14 protein-coding genes are annotated in these 15,669 nt (G+C 59.9%); 5 read left to right on the plus strand and 9 right to left on the minus strand.

Annotated features, from left to right (window positions below; all coding sequences use genetic code 11):
- Positions 1 to 100: 100 nt before the first annotated feature.
- On the plus strand, positions 101 to 961 hold the full coding sequence (locus ACSSV4_RS15465; protein ID WP_088665105.1) for a patatin-like phospholipase family protein: 861 nt from the start codon (positions 101 to 103) through the stop codon (positions 959 to 961).
- Between the two features lie 65 nt (positions 962 to 1,026).
- Here ACSSV4_RS15465 and ACSSV4_RS15470 read toward each other — a convergent pair whose 3' ends face one another.
- Positions 1,027 to 1,881, minus strand: coding sequence for an NADH-quinone oxidoreductase subunit N (locus ACSSV4_RS15470; RefSeq protein ID WP_081749910.1), 855 nt, complete (start codon positions 1,879 to 1,881; stop codon positions 1,027 to 1,029).
- 177 nt (positions 1,882 to 2,058) lie between these two features.
- Between ACSSV4_RS15470 and ACSSV4_RS15475 the strand changes: the two genes are divergently transcribed.
- Positions 2,059 to 2,745 carry a DUF6629 family protein gene (locus ACSSV4_RS15475; protein ID WP_043847429.1) on the plus strand — a complete coding sequence of 229 codons (687 nt, stop codon included), beginning with the start codon at positions 2,059 to 2,061 and terminating at the stop codon, positions 2,743 to 2,745.
- Between the two features lie 881 nt (positions 2,746 to 3,626).
- Here ACSSV4_RS15475 and ACSSV4_RS15480 read toward each other — a convergent pair.
- A complete protein-coding gene (locus tag ACSSV4_RS15480; RefSeq protein ID WP_149789481.1) occupies positions 3,627 to 4,268 on the minus strand; it encodes an RNA polymerase sigma factor in 642 nt (213 codons plus the stop codon).
- A gap of 371 nt (positions 4,269 to 4,639) precedes the next feature.
- Between ACSSV4_RS15480 and ACSSV4_RS15485 the strand changes: the two genes are divergently transcribed.
- The gene (locus ACSSV4_RS15485; RefSeq protein ID WP_017468394.1) at positions 4,640 to 5,002 is read left to right on the plus strand and encodes an NADH-quinone oxidoreductase subunit A; all 363 of its coding nucleotides are present in this window, start codon (positions 4,640 to 4,642) and stop codon (positions 5,000 to 5,002) included.
- 124 nt (positions 5,003 to 5,126) lie between these two features.
- Here the strand turns inward: ACSSV4_RS15485 and ACSSV4_RS15490 are convergent, their stop codons facing one another.
- The 6 genes from ACSSV4_RS15490 to ACSSV4_RS15515 all read right to left on the minus strand — a co-directional run bounded on the left by ACSSV4_RS15490 (position 5,127) and on the right by ACSSV4_RS15515 (position 12,141).
- Entirely contained in the window at positions 5,127 to 5,918 is a 792-nt protein-coding gene (locus tag ACSSV4_RS15490; RefSeq protein ID WP_038147409.1) for a TniQ family protein, read from the minus strand.
- Positions 5,915 to 6,796: a TniB family NTP-binding protein gene (locus ACSSV4_RS15495; RefSeq protein ID WP_038147410.1), complete on the minus strand. Its 882-nt coding sequence runs from the start codon at positions 6,794 to 6,796 to the stop codon at positions 5,915 to 5,917. The genes ACSSV4_RS15490 and ACSSV4_RS15495 overlap by 4 nt, the downstream gene beginning before the upstream one ends.
- A 1-nt stretch (position 6,797) precedes the next feature.
- On the minus strand, positions 6,798 to 8,432 hold the full coding sequence (locus tag ACSSV4_RS15500) for a Mu transposase C-terminal domain-containing protein (RefSeq protein WP_140849483.1): 1,635 nt from the start codon (positions 8,430 to 8,432) through the stop codon (positions 6,798 to 6,800).
- A 244-nt stretch (positions 8,433 to 8,676) separates the two neighbouring features.
- Positions 8,677 to 9,996 (minus strand): multicopper oxidase family protein, encoded by a 1,320-nt coding sequence (locus ACSSV4_RS15505; RefSeq protein ID WP_454276003.1) that lies wholly within the window; start codon positions 9,994 to 9,996, stop codon positions 8,677 to 8,679.
- 775 nt (positions 9,997 to 10,771) lie between these two features.
- Positions 10,772 to 11,395, minus strand: a complete 624-nt coding sequence (locus ACSSV4_RS15510; protein ID WP_007121517.1) for a hypothetical protein — start codon at positions 11,393 to 11,395, stop codon at positions 10,772 to 10,774.
- A gap of 17 nt (positions 11,396 to 11,412) precedes the next feature.
- Positions 11,413 to 12,141, minus strand: coding sequence for a HupE/UreJ family protein (locus ACSSV4_RS15515; RefSeq protein WP_009820205.1), 729 nt, complete (start codon positions 12,139 to 12,141; stop codon positions 11,413 to 11,415).
- Between the two features lie 501 nt (positions 12,142 to 12,642).
- On the opposite strand from ACSSV4_RS15515, the gene ACSSV4_RS15520 reads away from it, so the two are divergent.
- Both ACSSV4_RS15520 and ACSSV4_RS15525 read left to right on the plus strand, forming a co-directional pair.
- Positions 12,643 to 12,903: a metal-sensing transcriptional repressor gene (locus ACSSV4_RS15520; RefSeq protein ID WP_454276004.1), complete on the plus strand. Its 261-nt coding sequence runs from the start codon at positions 12,643 to 12,645 to the stop codon at positions 12,901 to 12,903.
- 8 nt (positions 12,904 to 12,911) lie between these two features.
- Positions 12,912 to 14,231, plus strand: coding sequence for an MFS transporter (locus ACSSV4_RS15525; protein WP_454276005.1), 1,320 nt, complete (start codon positions 12,912 to 12,914; stop codon positions 14,229 to 14,231).
- A gap of 173 nt (positions 14,232 to 14,404) precedes the next feature.
- On the opposite strand, the gene ACSSV4_RS15530 is transcribed toward ACSSV4_RS15525, so the two are convergent.
- Entirely contained in the window at positions 14,405 to 15,472 is a 1,068-nt protein-coding gene (locus ACSSV4_RS15530) for a hypothetical protein (protein ID WP_454276006.1), read from the minus strand.
- Positions 15,473 to 15,669: the final 197 nt, after the last annotated feature.

The following is a 15,669-nucleotide window of genomic DNA, read 5'->3' on the forward strand; positions in this document are numbered from 1 at the left end:
CGCGTCAGTATTTCCGTATGGCGCGCACTGGCGCAGGGTCGGGCAGCCTGGGACCAACCAATTGACGAAAAGCCAAATTGCGGAGTTTGAATTGAGCAGCATGACCAAAGCGAGCACTGCAACCCACAAGTGCTTTGCCCTCGTGCTAAGTGGCGGCGGGGCAAGGGGCCTCTCGCATGCTGGCGTACTCAGAGCTTTGATCGCCAGGGGCTACATCCCAAGCGCCGTCGTGGGCGTGTCGATGGGCGCGGTTGTCGGTGCTACGTATGCTCTTAATGACAAATGGTACGACGCACTCGTGGGCATGGATACCAGCGGGTTTCCGGCAACACCGGACTTTCGCGTGCCTGGAATGGCTGCAAGGATCAGGGGAATGCGGCTTGCTTTGCTTGCCGCGCGGGACATGTATTTTGGCTGGGGATCAGGCGCGCGCACCGAGACCTGGGGCCGCAGTGTCCTGTCCGGCCTGACCAAGGGCAAGAACCTGCAGGACGGCCGCATCCCGGCTTTTGTCTGTGCAACCGACATGCTGTCTGGCCAACGCGTGGTATTCGGCAAGGGAGATGCCACTGATTATGTCTATTCAAGCGCGGCGCTGGCCGGAATACTGCCGCCCCTTGTCGATGATCCGTATGTACTGATGGACGGAGCCTATTCCGATATCGCGCCGGTGGACGTCGCCAGGGCCACCGGCGCGGAAGTCGTGATCGCTGTGGATCCCAGCCAGCGCGAAAACGCGACTGGCCCGAAAAACGGCTTGCAGGCGATGATGCGATCCATCGAGGTCTGCCAGTATGAACATGCGCGACTGCGTTTTGAGCAAGCGGATTTTGTGATCCGACCCGCTTTCAGCCAGACCATCGGCACACTGGAATTCCGGCAAAAGCGTCATTGTATTGCGGCAGGCGCCGTGGCGACCCGCCGCGCATATAACGACATCAGCATGCTGCTCGCCCCCTGATCGGCGAGTTGCCCCCGACGTGCGATTGCGCTCAGTTGCAGTCACCCAGGAAACATCCCTGCAAGCTACCCCATGAGCAGCGTGATCGGCGCGGTCGCGCCCAACACGATCATCAGCGGCGGCGCCGGGGCGGCGCTGTCCTGTCCGGACTCTCGCGGCTGACACATCGGCACCACGATGCGCAGGTAGGCCGCCAGCGCCAGCACGCTGTTGAGAATGCCGATCACCGCCAGCCACAGATAGCCCGCCTCGATCGCCGTACCGAAGAGCAGCACCTTGCCGAAAAAGCAGAAAAGCGGCGGAATGCCCGTCATTGACAGCAGGAACACCACCATCGCTACGCCGATCACAGGGCGCGCGCGGCCGAAGCCCCGGAAGTCGTCAAGGCTGCGTCCGGCGACCATGATCACCGCGAAGGCGCCGAGATTCATCGCCACATAGGCCGCGCTGAACACGATCACCGAGGGCAGCGCCAGCAAGCCTGGCCCCAGATCCACGATCCCCATCATGAAATAACCCGCCTGCGCCATCGACGAATAGGCCAGCAGGCGCACCTCGTTGCTTTGCACCAGCGCCGCCAGGTAGCCGCACGTCATCGTCATGGCGGCGATTAGCGCGACCACCATCGGCCAGCTGGTACCGACCGGTAGGTCGCGCAAGATCTGCGCGAAGGCGAAGATTGCCGCGACCTTGGTAATTACCGACAGATAGGCGGCCACGGACACCGGCGCGCCGTCATAGGCGTCGGGTGCCCAAAACTGGAACGGCACCAGCGCCGCCTTGTAGCCCAGCCCGATCAGCACCGCGGTCAGCCCGGCCAGCGCGATCAGCGTCCTGCCCGCCAGCCGGCCCAGCTCGGAAAAGAGCGTCGAGCCGGCACCGCCGTACGAGATGGACCAGCCGGAGACCCGGCGTTCAATCGTGCCGCTTTAGCCTCTGCGCCCGCGTGACTGCCGCGGCGACGCGGAGCAGGCCTTCCGCCTCCTGTTTTTGGGGGGAGCCGGACCAATCCTGCGGCTGACGATTTGCATTCTTTTCAAGGCTGTAGAAGTCGCTTACGTTTGGAAACAGAGAGTAGGCCTGAAAAGGAAAATGCCATGTGCCTGTCGGCCCAAGTCAGTTTTGCTGCAAGCGTTTTCCTTGTCGGGGGTGGGGCCGCCATTTCAATCGTGGCCTTCCAGCGCAACAAACGCTATCTCCCGCTTGCATTGATGCCGCTTTTCGCAGGTCTTCAGCAATTCACTGAGGGTTTCGTGTGGGTTGGCATGAACGGAAATGATCCCCTGACGGTCTTGTGGGGGGCAATGGGGTTCATCTTCTTCACGTGGTTCATGTGGCCGATATGGGTTCCCTTCTCGGTTTATGTGCTGGAGCCGGACGACAGTCCGCGCAAGCGATTGTTCCGCCTCATGGCGCTGATCGGACTGGCCTTCGGCCTGCTGCTATACATCCCGCACGGGCTCAACAGCGACATGGTTGTGGTAGAGATCAACAACCAGTCGCTGGCCTATGAAAAATCCATGTGGCTCGATTTCATGATGCCGCGGTGGTTGACCAACACGATCTACGTGACCCTCATCACCCTGCCGCCGGCCCTGTCGCACTACAAACATGTGCGCCATTTCGCCTTGACGCTGGTGGCGGTGATCGTGGTCGATATTGCTTTCCTGCAATATGCCTACATCTCTTTCTTCTGCCTGCTGGCAGGACTTGCGACGCTGCATCTGGTCTACATCATCCTGACAAATAAGTGCGCCCGTGAATGTCCTGAACTGTTTGCCTAAATCCGACAAGTAAATGGCGCGCTCTACGGAATCACAACGGCGATTCTCTGTATTTTTTACCGGCCTGTCCAAGGGGTCGTCGTAGGCTGAACGTCAGGGCTTCCGGGACGCTGCCATGGTACCGGCGCGTGAATGGCAGGGCGGGCTGTCTGGTCGGTCATTGATTATTGCGCTTCGTCTTGCGGGCTTAGACTGTGTTGGTTGGTTTGGTCACTGTGGCGTCATGTGGTCTGCGGGCGGCCTTCCCTGCCTTGCGCCTAGCGTCGGTTCCTGTCTTGAGGGCTTTTTACAGGGATGGCCACGAGCGCTTCTTCGACAACAATGCCGTCACGATGTGCTTCGACTATTCTGCTGGCGAGCAAAACCGAAACGAGGATACCAACCAGAATGAGAGGTCCGAACATGTCTGTCTTCCTTACTGATGAACGCTGATTGCGCGGTTCATAAGGGTAGACGCCGGCTCTGTCCTTTCGTTACACACATTGGGGTGCGGTCCGTGAGCCGACCACTCAATGGGTCCTCTTTCCCCTCCCTTCCCCGCGTGTTTGATCTGCGTCCGACGCCGGTACTGTGAGGACTGACGCTACCAAAGCACTGGCCATCTGGCGGCGGAACAGAAAAAGAACTGTTTTGGCGTCACCTGTGCTGAGCCCGACCGCGTCTGCCGCAGACCGAAGGCTTCGCCCTTCGACATCGACTTTCAGAAACAACTCGCCCGACAACCTTCAAACATCGGCTTGAACAGTGCTTCGACACTCGCAGAACACATCCGATATCAAGTCTGCGACTGCCTGCGCATCTGCCGGTTCCGTGGGCATACGATCCTCCCGAGCGGCTTCTGCATGAAGACGCCGTTTGAAGCGCAGCATTACAAAATCGCCTCAAGACGCGGTGTGTTGGTCCTCGCAATCGGTCTCTTCAACCGGATGCTCGCAGCCGTCCGGCGGACAGGAACAATCGTCAAAGCCATGACGGCAACAAGGGCCGCAGTGGGCCATCAACGCGTCACCAAAAGCAGCGCGGGCGCGGTGGAGACGCACATTCAATGTCCCGGACTTGAGCCCGAGGTCAGCTGCCACAATGCCGCGATCCTCGTCGTCGATGTCAATTCGGCGGATCAGGTCTGCATCACCCGGGCGCAGTTCGGTGACCAACCCTTTGACGCAGTTGCAGATCACGTCCATATCTTCGACCGGGTCATCCGTGACAACGGCAGACTGAGCCTCCAGTGCAACAGCCTCCTTTAGACGCCTGGACCGTCCCGACTTGCGATAGTGATCATTTAGCGCTGACCGCAACACCGCGTAAAGCCAGGCATCCATGCGGTCCGCCTCGCGCAGCTGATCCTTACGTGCCAGAACGCGGATGCAAAATTCCTGCAGCACGTCCTCAGCATCGGCTCGGTTTCCCAGCCGTTTGACTAGGAAGCCCAAAAACGCGTTTCTGTTCACCGACAGAGTTGCTTCAAGGCCGGGCTGACCGGCGCCGCTGCCCTTTGCGATATGGTTTTTAGTTTCCGACATGGTTGCACGCCGCCCTTGCATAGAAAGTCCGATCCAACCCGGCAGGCGCAGTCATCAAACATGTCGCCATGGGCAGATACCATGAACCTATCCATTCCAAGGCGAAATTCCAATATCAATGATTTTGAAGTCGGCAATCCATCGCGCCATTGAAATTTATCTGAATGGTTGCGGAAGACAATAGCACAATGTTTTTCACAGTCTCGACGTCTCGCGTAACATCTTCAGCTTCGAGAAGAAATTTCTTGTAATCGTTTTTCTTTTTGGGCGTCTTCGACTAAACGTGGTCAAAAACGGACGGCGCGCACCTGATTGGGGCGCAGCACCCGAACGGGAAAAACCGGCCAAGCACGACAGGAGCCAGGGCGGACATGAGTGAACTGACGCAATACGCCATTCTGCTCGGCCTGACGCTTGGCACGGTCGGGCTGGTCCTGAGCCTCTATGCCCTCGCCCGTGCGATCGGGCGGGCGCGGGCGGAACCGGCCAAGGATGTGCCCGCAACCGCCGGCACTTTGGCGCGCGATCCGGTCTGGGTCCGATACCACGCCAAGTATTACGGCTATGCGCTCCTGTTTCTGGCCTTCGATATGGAGATGGCCTTCATGTACCCTTGGGCGGTCGTTTACCGCGAAGAGGGGCTGGTCGCCCTGCTCGACATGGGCGTTTTTCTCGCGATCCTGTTTCTCGGCCTGCTCTATGGATGGAGCCAGGGCGCGCTGAGGCGGCAATGATGGATTTGTCCGGGGCACGTCAGGGTCTGTTGCGCGGTTTCCGCGGGTTGGTCGCCGGGGCCATGGCGCGTGTCGCGTTGCCCTTTAATCTGAGACGCGACGCGTTTGGCGACAATTTTTGCCCTTAATTGTGAGATACGGCTGTCATGGGGCCCCTGTTTCTCGCGCACCTTTGCGCGATGTGATCAACCGCGGCAAGCAATCGAGGCTCCTTCTCGAAGGCGCGCAAGAGAGCAACCCTTGCATAGTCGTCGATGCTTTTGCTGACGATGGCTGCCTTAGCCAAGGGATGAGATCGAGCGGCGGCGATTGCGGCGAGGCAGAACAGCCTAACTTCCGATCTGGGGTTCTGGACAGCGAACGACGGATCCCCGCGGAAGGTTTTGAGTGACATGGCAAAGGTGACTGCGCGCATTGCGCGCCGAAGTTGCTTGGGGCCGCGCGAGCGCGCGGCGCACTCAAGCATCTCTGCCCCGCGGCGCGCTCGGTATATCAGTTTTCCAGATATTTGTTCCTCACGGAGTTTGCCAAGGGTCTGCACAAGTCTCGTCCCGCAAACTTGGCAGTCAAATGCCCAGGCCCGCCTCCAATGCCTGAGCGAAAGACCCTCTCTGGCGCATTGCATGCAATGCTGGAATGGCATCTGAGCCGTCAGCGAGGCTTCTCGTGGCGTCATTGCCGGAAAGGTCAAAGATCGAACAACATCTGGGTTAACCCGTGCGGCGTTGGCAATCTTCGCCGCCGCAGCCGCGTCGACGTTGAAGTCCAAGGCGGTGCCATGCGCGGTATCGATTCTGAGATGAGCCAGTAGTTCCGCATCATCACAGTAGTTGGCCGCCGCCAGCCGAGACAACCAACCTGACAACAACTCGTCTGGCAGCGGCGCGACAGTCTTGGGCAGCGGGTGCGGCTTCACACCCGGGACTTCTGGAGCCGCCGATGGGGGTTCGCATGGCGCGACCAAACCGGCGTCCATTTTGCGATTGCGTCATCGGTGATGCATTCCTCGCCTGTGATAATGGCGTCGATGGAAAGATCCTTGACCAGAGCGAAGATGCGCGAGGTCACCCCACCGGTCAGTGCCAAGACCTGCTTGAGAGATTTGACCTTCAGGTTGGACTTCTTTTCCAGTGGCATGGCAGCAATAAGGGTCTGGATCATGTCCGAGAACTCGGCATCGTCGCGCCAGTTTGGCAGATGATGTTCGTCCAGCCGTCGGGCAAGCTGGATATCACCGCGAATAGCATCGACGGCCTCGCTGACCCCAAGGCAGACCAGTGACACCTCGAGTTCATTGCTGAGATACCGCAGGACATTGAGAAATCGGCGCTGTTCGCGGTGGGTCCCGGCCAAGAGATTGTGGACCTCGTCGATCATGATCATCCGCAGGCCAAGGTCGCGTAAGAGCGCGATGACACGGACTTCGAGGGAAGCCACATTTTGAGCGCGGGCGCTAAGAGCCGTCGCCGGGGCGCCGACGGCGGCCAGGATGTGCAGGTAAAACCGCCGTTCATCAGGTGCGGGCGGCGCTTGCAACAGCAGAAGCGGTGTGCGGGTGATGCCCGACGCCGGATCGTATTCTGGTGCGTACTTGCGCGACAGGTTTCGGGCAATCATCGTCTTTCCGATCCCGGAGGCGCCATGCACAAGAAGCCCAGGCATACGGGTTTGTCGTGGCGCTTCGATCATGCCCTGCAAGCGGTCCAACACCTGTTCCGCCCGAGGAAAGCCGATCCAGATATCCGATTGAATGAGGGCGATCCGGCCGTCTTCTTCAGTTGTCCCTGCCCTCAATTCACCATCTCTCCACCTTGAACAATGGGCGCGATGTATCACCCGTATCGATCGGGCGCAGCCCTTCGGTTGTCGAGACGGCCGAGTTCGTGCCCTTCAATGTCCCTTTTCTTTCACGGGTTCTGCGTTCGGCCTTCGTCAGGCCCCGGCTTTCAGCTTCGATCTGGCGTTGCTGTCGGATCAGCTCAGCCAGCACCAGCTCATTAGACCCGGACTTGCCAAGGGCACGGGCCTTCCTCATCGCTTCGCGATATTCCCAGAGCGAGACGGGCGGAATTTCCAGGTTTCTGTACCGCGCCTCAACATACCGGCCATCGTCCAGTTCGACCCAGATCATTGAGATATCGCGAGGATCGTAGCGAACGACCACCTTTCCATCCCCGCGCCCAATGTGGCCTGCAAGGGCATCGGACCAGTACCTTATCTGGAACAGATGGATGCCGTCACGCCTGATCTTGCGCAGTTCACTCGGCAGGAAGCTCACCTGAAAGGCTTCCATCTCGAAGGGGATGTCGCCTGTCATTTGCTCTGAGAGCGCCTCCCATTTGGCAACGGGCGTGCAGCCAAGACTTGAATGAATGCTGTTGTTGTAACGGCAGATTTCCAGAGCAAACCAGCGATCGAATTCGCTCAACGTCATCGTGGCCTTGCTTTCGGCGTCATAGTCGCCCTTTGCCGCGATCGAGGATTGCGTTGTTCCCGGCAACAGGTGAACGGCCCCCATCATGGTGCCGATCAACCGTTCGATGTGACCACCGAAGTGAGGACTTGCTGGCGGTCGATAGACCAGATCGATCCCCCAATCCGCACAGGCCGACCGAAAGGCGCGCGACCGGAAATCGCGACCGTTATCGACGTGGATGCTGTGCGGTTTGCCCTGTGCCGGCCAAGGAACATCGCACGCCAATTCCGCAAGAAGTTCCTCCTTGAGGGCCACCGCCTGTGTCAGGCAAAGCGCCACTGACAGACGCGAAGGTGCCTCGAGAGAGGTGTAATATCCGGTCACCATCCGCGTTGCGACGTCGATCGCCAGCGTGACCCAAGGCCGCCCAATTGGTTTGCGTTCAAAGCCGTCGACAAGAATGATGTCCGCCGGTGTATGATCAATTTGGACGATCTCCAGTGGCATACTGGCCTTGTTCTCACCTGTGACCGGCGCAAATTTCTGGCGGGCCGCCTTTGCGCCCTCTCGTGCCTTCGCAACTTCGCGGGCATCCATCGCATCCAGACGACGCTGAACCGTTCGCCGTGTCGGCGGTTGCAAGCCCTCCTGCCAGCAAGCGCTGCGGATTTCTGTCACGACGCGCGACAAGCTCGAACGCTCCCGGCGCAAGAAATAGCGGCGAAGGTGCTCCTCGATTACCGCTTCGACTTTGCTGGATATTAACATCGTCCCGGTCGGGCGGCCCCGTTTCCGCGGAGCCAGAGCGCTGGTGCGCCCACCCTCTTCCGCCAACCGTTTTATCCAACGCCAGACCGTCGCCCTGCTGACACCAAGCTCCCAAACGGCGTCATTGATGCCACGTTCCAGGCTGCCAGTCCCATTGAGATATGCCTGAACAAGAGGGCGCAGCACCGCGGCCCTGCGCGCCTCTTCAGCACCAACGGCAACGGAGTCTTCGCCATCATCATTCATCGATATTTGCCGCAAATGTCTGTGAACCCTGTCTCAGGTTTAAGGGCAAAAATATCAGAATTAAAGGCAAAATCTCATATTTAAGGGCAAAGCTCAGCCGTTGATTTCGTTGGATTTCCCATCTCACAATTAAGGGCTACGCGACACAAGGACAGCGGCAGCACCTGCGGTGCCAAGACTGGCAAGTCCAATTAGTTTCTTCATCGGTTCTTTCCTTTCGTGGTGATCGTTACGTGAGATTGTTTCAGGTTTTGGTCGTGCCAGGATCGACACGTATGATGCCCATCATGCCGGCCGCCTGGTGTTCCAGGATGTGACAATGGAACATCCAGTCTCCCGGATTGTCCGCCACGAAGGCGATCTCGACCCGTTCCTCCGGTGCCATCAGGACGGTGTCCTGCCATTCGCGATGCCGTGTCGGTTGCCCGTTCCGTGTGATCACACGGAACGAATGTCCATGAAGATGCATCGGGTGATGCCACGCGGTGCGATTGTCCATCTGCAGCACATGCGACGTGCCCTGCGGCAGGACCAGCAATGGATCCATCATGTGCCCCGTTGCTGCTTCGCCGTTGATGAACCACATGTTGCCTTCGCGCATCTGCTCCATCATGGACCCCATGCCGCCGCCCATCATCATCTGCCCCATCATGCCGCCGTTGAAGACGATCTGATGCCGCGCAGCCGACGCCATATCCGGTTCGGCCAGCGGGTTGGGCGGCAGGTCCATCGACCAATCCGGCACACTGTCCCGCAGCCTGTCAGGCCCGTAAGCGAGATCGACCAGACGGTATTCGAGGCCTTCGTAAAAGGCATCGGTGACGGTGAGGGCGTCGCCAGGCTTGCCGGTCATGTCGATCACCAGATCGACACGCATGGCCGGGCCGACCACCACGATGTCACTGTCTGGTGCATGAGGTGCCACGGGTTGACCGTCCAGAGCGACGACGACCGGTGCAAGCCCCCCGAAATCCAGCCCGAATATCCGGGCATTGGCTGCGTTGACCAACCTCAGGCGGATGCGTTCCCCGGATCGCACCGCGATACGGTCAGGGATCTGGCCGTTGATGGTCACGGAATTGCCGATACGCCCGCCGTGCGCGGCGTCGTGCCGACTTCCGAAATCTGTCGCAATCTGTCCGTCGCCGGTCATCCGCCAGTCATCGAGCATCCAGGTCAAATCGCGATCCACGCGGATCGGGTTTGCTTCCTCGACGATCAGCGGCCCGTAAAGCCCGCGCCCGACCTGTTCCGAACTGCGCTGGTGCGGGTGATACCAGAATGTACCTGCGTCCAGCGCATCGAATTCGTAGAGAAACTCGCCACCGACCGGGATCGGGTCCTGTGTCAGGAACGGCACACCGTCCATCGCATTGGGTGTGCGAATGCCATGCCAGTGGACCGTCGTCCCTTCATTTAGCCCGTTCCGGGCCAGAACCCGAATTCGGTCTCCCTGCCGCACCCGGATCTCGGGGCCGGGGAGGGATCCGTTGTAGCTCCAGACGTCGGTAGGGCCGTAGGGTGCCGGTCGCAGGGCGGCTTGTCCGGCCGCAGCGCGTAGCAAGAATGGGTCCTCTGTCGGACCTGCCATCGCTACTCGTGCCGGTGACAGAGCGGATATGGCCGTGATAGCGGCACCGGTGCGCAGCACGTGCCGTCGTGAAATCAGTCTGTTGAGGGTCATTACTTCTGCCTTGATCTGAAAGGGTCGCACTCAGCCAGCTTCGGCCAAGGCAACGGTCAGGCCCCGCAACAAGCGAGGCCGCTATCAGGTTCAGACAGGCAGCTTGGGAGGAAATGGATCAAGGGAGGGAACCGCGCCAATCGGGATCACAGGTCCCGCGACCGGGATGACAACACCGAAGGCCATCTCAAGCGTCATCGCTGACATACGAGCTACGATACCGGCCGTAGTTCCCGCGCCACAAGGGACTGTACACCCACCCTCGCAGGTTATCCCGTCAGCAAATCCGATCGGATCGCATCCGCCGCAATGGTCGTCCCCGCTTTCAGCGCCCACCATCTGAGCCATTGCTGCCTCAGCCGCATTCGCTGCCGATACATCCGGCGCAACCACGGCACCGAAGCTCAATGCAAGAATCAAAATGAGGCGGAAAACGCAGATCATGCGATCCTTATGCAAGCTTCCAGTAGGGGGAGGTCAAGAAGTATCCTGTAACATAGGCGTTACATTGCCACGCGGGTACTGACTGATTAGCCAACGGATGCCCGAGGTTGGTTTCAGGGGAAAATCTGAGGCGAGACTGCGGACTCATCCAAGGTCTGTTTCGGAGCCAGGCAACCACCCGCATCTTTTCATGCGGGTGGCTGCCCTTGTGTCAACTTGCGTCTTTGAATTCGGTGTATTCGCCGCGCACCTGGACAGTCACGGTTGCGGGCTGGCTGTCCCGATTCCGCCAGAACCATCCGTGTTCGCCGTCGAATGCCGCGATGATCTCGCCCTCGTCGCCCGTCGAACCGCGGCCCTTTTCATAGGTCACCGAATTGCCGCCGCCGTGGCCGTGCATGTCAAAATTCACCCGACCGCCATCGACCAGCATTCGGTATTCCACCGTCTGGCCCTCTTCCATGACCAGCTTCCACTCGGCACTGTCGCCGGGTGCAAGCGTAAAGGTGGTTTCGTCACGCCAGATTTCGGCCTCCTGTGCATATGCCGTGCCGACAAAAAGTCCAAAGATATCGTTCATAAGGCTCGACTGCTCTTCGGCTTCGATCTCCAACAGCCTGTCGGCTTCGGCCTCCTCCGCAAGCTGGGCTTTGATCTCACCCATCTCGCTCAGCCCGAGAACCCCGCCGATCCCGGTCGGGTCGATGTTGTATTCGGCAGGCAGCACGACGGTCACAAGGATCGCAACGGCGCTGGCCGCCGCAATGGCAGTGGAACGGATAAGCTGCGCGGAGCTGGGAAGCTCATCAAGGCTCGGTTTTTTTGCGTTAAACATTTTGGTCTCCTAAATTCTCAGGTGGCTACGAAGTAGCCGGTGATTTGCAGGCCCATGAGGATGAATCCCATGGACATCATGACGACGTTGGCGGTGTAGGCTTGGCGGAAGAAGCTTGGGGATTTCCGCCAGAAGCCCATGACGATGAGGATCACGGCAAGCGCCATGATCTGGCCAAGCTCGACGCCCACGTTGAACGCCAGAAGATTGGCCAGTAGGCCCTCTGACGCGATCTCGTAGTCTAGGATCTTCGTGGCCAGGCCCGTGCCGTGGAAGAAGCCGAAGATCAGCGTTGCGGCCTTGGTGTTCGGCTGGAACCCAAACCAGCGCTGATAAGCCCCGAGATTGTCGAGCGCCTTGTAGACGACCGAAAGGCCGATGATCGCGTCGATGATGTAGGCGTTGATGCCCCAGCCGAACCAGACACCGGCCAGCATCGTGGTCGAGTGCCCGAGGGCGAAGAGGCTGACATAGATGCCTACATCCTTCATCTTGTAGAGGAAGAAGACGACGCCGAGCAGGAACAGGATGTGATCGTATCCCGTGACCATGTGTTTGGCGCCGAGATACATGAAGGGGATGATGTTCACCCCCCAGATTTCCTGGATATAGCCTGCGTCACCTTCTGTGACGGCATGGGCAAGAGCGTTTTCCGCACCCAGGACGAGCGCCGAAAGGGCAATGAAGGACAGGATCACGATCCGGCGTATGCCGGGATCGGTCCAGCCCTGGTGGACTGTATTCATGGATTGAACTCCGCATATGTGTTGATGATCGAATGCAGCGCGCTGTTGGCACGCAGTCGATCAGACGCGCGGAGGTCTTTCGATTTGGTATGTCTGCAAGGTGTTCGACGTGGCCGAACTCAACGGCCATGCGGCTCTATAAATATCGAGCGGGTGCGGCGATCGGTCGGGGCCAGGCACGACCGCCTGACTGTGATCGTGATCGATGCTGTCATGGCTATGTCCATGCATGGCCCAGGCGAGGTCTTCTTCCAGTCCATGCGAATGACCGTGCTCAGCAACCATTTCTGCGTGCTCTTGAAGGACGCCGATGACTGAGGGTGCGTGCGAGGTTGCGGGCACCACAGACCAGAGGAGTACGGCCAAACATAAGAGTGTCGCAAACGCGGCGTTTACAACTGTCCTCAAGGTATCCATAGTTTCTGCCCGTCTGCCCGTCTCTAGCGTGGTGCGTCGTGGCACCATCTTGTTCTATCCTCCCGGGGGGGATAGAACTACTTTATGACAAAACATCCAGTCCATGCAACCCATTCCGCCCTTGTCGCCCGGCTGAAACGCGCTGACGGCCATTTGCGCGCCGTGATCGAAATGATCGAGGCGGGCAAACCCTGTCTGGAGATTGCTCAGCAGATGCAAGCGGTCGAAAAGGCCGTGACGAACGCCAAGCGTGCGCTGATCCATGATCACATGGACCATTGTATCGACGTTGAAAGTTCTGAAACTGATCGCGCCGAGTTGCGGGCGATCGCCCGATATCTCTGAGGCTGACCATGCTCGATATTCTCTCCGACCGCACTTATCGGCACCTGTTTCTGGCACAGGTCGTAGCCCTTCTGGGTACCGGACTCGCCACAGTCGCACTCGGCCTGCTCGCCTTTGATCTTTCGGGCGACGGGGCGGCGCTGGTCCTCGGCACAGTCTTCACCATCAAGATGGTTGCTTATGTGGGCATCGCGCCCATTGCAGGGGCTTTCGCAGACCGCGTGCCGCGCCGCGCGCTTCTGGTGACGCTCGATCTGGTGCGTGCCGGTGTCGCGCTCGCACTGCCCTTCGTGACCGAGGTCTGGCAGGTCTACGTCCTGATCTTCCTTCTTCAATCGGCTTCCGCCGCCTTCACGCCGACCTTTCAGGCGACGATCCCGGACGTTCTGCCCGAAGAGGCGCGCTATACCCGCGCGCTGTCGCTGTCGCGGCTGGCCTACGATCTGGAAAACATCGTCAGCCCGACGCTGGCGGCCCTTCTGCTCGCGGTGATGTCCTACAATTCGCTTTTCCTCGGCACGGTCCTCGGTTTCGCCGCATCGGCCCTTCTGGTTGTTTCGGTCGTGCTGCCCAGTCCCCGCCCATCCGAGCCGCGCGGTGTCTATGACCGCACTACGCGCGGCATCCGCATCTATCTGGCCACGCCCCGCTTGCGCGGGTTCTTGGCATTGAACCTCGCGGCGGCGGCGGCAGGTGCGATGGTGCTGGTCAATACCGTCGTTCTTGTGCGCGGCTCGCTCGGCCTTTCGGAAAGTGCTCTGGCCTGGACGATGTTCGCCTTCGGCGCAGGGTCGATGATCGCCGCGCTGGTCCTGCCGCGTGTTCTCGATGTGTTGCCGGACCGGCCCGTGATGTTCGGCGGAGCCACGCTGATGGTGGCTACTCTGGTCGGTCTGGCGTTGACGGTCCTTGGAGCGGGCCTTGGCTGGTCCATCCTTCTGACAGCCTGGTTGCTGGTGGGGCTCGGATATTCCGCTGTCCTCACCCCTTCCGGCCGACTGCTGCGCCGTTCCGCCCACGCCGGGGACCGCCCGGCACTCTTCGCGGCGCAATTCGCGCTGTCCCACGCCTGCTGGCTTGTGACCTATCCGCTGTCGGGATGGCTGCTGACAGTCTATGGTGTCGTTCCCGCACTGATCGGACTGGCCCTCATCGCCGCCTTCGGAATGCTCGCAGCGCTGAAACTCTGGCCGTCCGGCGATCCCGTTGAGCTTGAGCACACCCACGATAATTTGCCACTCGACCATCCCCACCTAAGGGGACATCGCAGGCACAGCCATGCCTTGATCATTGACGAGAGCCATCCTCGCTGGGCCACGCATTTATAAGCCGCAGCAAGAGACGAAGACTGGACACGGGCGGTTCGTTTTCATCCATGCGGACATTCGTGCTTCGAGCAAAATTCATCAAAGTGGGCTCGATGCGCGAATTCTCTGCAAGTTTGGCGGACAGAAGCGTTGACTCTAACATAAACTGTCGGCCCCCCGACAAAGAGCACGGCTTAAGTTGCGACCCTCCACATCCGATACCGCCCCTGCCCCGTCATCTCGTGGATCAGACCACGCGCTTCCATCCAAGCAAGGTTGCGCTGGACGGCAGCCCGGCTGGCGCCGATCAGGGCCTCGGCCATCGGAGCGGACACGAGCGGCCATTCGGTAAGTACCGCGCACAAGGCAGGGGGCGTGCGGCCGGAAAGCGGGCTCATCTCGGCTTCCGCCCTCGCCGACCATGCCTCGATATCATCGAGGTGACGCATTGCGGTCAGGCATGCGGTCTCCATCCCGTCAAGCCAACGAGACAGACGGTCAGCGGGTGGGCCACCGGAGCGCAATCCTCCTGCCCCGCCCATGGCCAAAGGCGCGAAGAGCGCCCCCTTGCCCTCACTGGCCACGATCCGTGCGGCTGTGACCGCCGCTTCCATCCGGTCGCCGTGCTGCCCGAGGCCCGCGAGACTCCAGAGATGGAAGCCGATGCAAGCGCGCGTGATTGGGTGAAGATCGGCGGCTTGCGCCATAAGATCGAGCCAACCGCCCGCGCGATCCGCGAACGGTTCGGCTTCAACGCCGAGGTTCTCGGGGTCGCGGCGGTCGAGGAAGGCGGACAGGTCCACTTCCGGTCCAAGGCCGCCTGTAAGACGCCGCACTGCCCATCCGACACGCGCGAGCGCCGCGGTGTCGTCCTGCACGCCGGACAAGCGCATGGATTTCCAGAGCGCCAGCCGATCCGGGCCAATTCGGTCGCCTACAAACCAGCTGAGGTCTGCCGCCTCCATCAGCGCGAGCCTGTGCCGCCAACCTTTCGGGCCACGGCGCAGCCGGTCGTCCAGCGCGCCGATCCGGCCAGCCACACGGGCGAGACGCGCGGCATTGCCGGCCTCAGCGTATCGCCAATCGTCGAGGACTGCGGTTTCACGCAGCTCTGCCCTTGGTCCGGGCGGCAGATAATCTGGCTCCTCTTCCATCGGACCGGGCAAGAACCACAAGTCGTCCTCAGACGTCTCTTCAAGCCCCACCGCATCCACTAGAGGATCGTCAAAACTATCGTACTTAATAGATACTTGAGTATTCATATGTGCAAAATACGGCACTTTTGCATTTTACCCAAGTGTTTTGTCAGGGTGCACCTGCACACCTTATATAGCACGGGCGCGCGATGGTCTGCGAGAGCTCGCTGATCGCGCTCAGCGTATGGAAACCAAGGGTTCTCTGCTGAGCAGCGCCACAGAGAGCGCCCTTGCATTCGTTTTCAAACGGTCGTTTATTGGCA

It is taken from the genome of Roseovarius sp. MBR-154, assembly GCF_053628595.1.

Coding starts and splice junctions, on each gene's coding strand:
- ACSSV4_RS15465 (WP_088665105.1), top strand. CDS start 101: ATGACCAAAGCGAGCACTGCAACCCACAAGTGCTTTGCCCTCGTGCTA.
- ACSSV4_RS15475 (WP_043847429.1), top strand. CDS start 2,059: ATGTGCCTGTCGGCCCAAGTCAGTTTTGCTGCAAGCGTTTTCCTTGTC.
- ACSSV4_RS15480 (WP_149789481.1), bottom strand. CDS start 4,268: ATGTCGGAAACTAAAAACCATATCGCAAAGGGCAGCGGCGCCGGTCAG.
- ACSSV4_RS15485 (WP_017468394.1), top strand. CDS start 4,640: ATGAGTGAACTGACGCAATACGCCATTCTGCTCGGCCTGACGCTTGGC.
- ACSSV4_RS15500 (WP_140849483.1), bottom strand. CDS start 8,432: ATGAATGATGATGGCGAAGACTCCGTTGCCGTTGGTGCTGAAGAGGCG.
- ACSSV4_RS15510 (WP_007121517.1), bottom strand. CDS start 11,395: ATGTTTAACGCAAAAAAACCGAGCCTTGATGAGCTTCCCAGCTCCGCG.
- ACSSV4_RS15515 (WP_009820205.1), bottom strand. CDS start 12,141: ATGAATACAGTCCACCAGGGCTGGACCGATCCCGGCATACGCCGGATC.
- ACSSV4_RS15520 (WP_454276004.1), top strand. CDS start 12,643: ATGACAAAACATCCAGTCCATGCAACCCATTCCGCCCTTGTCGCCCGG.
- ACSSV4_RS15525 (WP_454276005.1), top strand. CDS start 12,912: ATGCTCGATATTCTCTCCGACCGCACTTATCGGCACCTGTTTCTGGCA.
- ACSSV4_RS15530 (WP_454276006.1), bottom strand. CDS start 15,472: ATGAATACTCAAGTATCTATTAAGTACGATAGTTTTGACGATCCTCTA.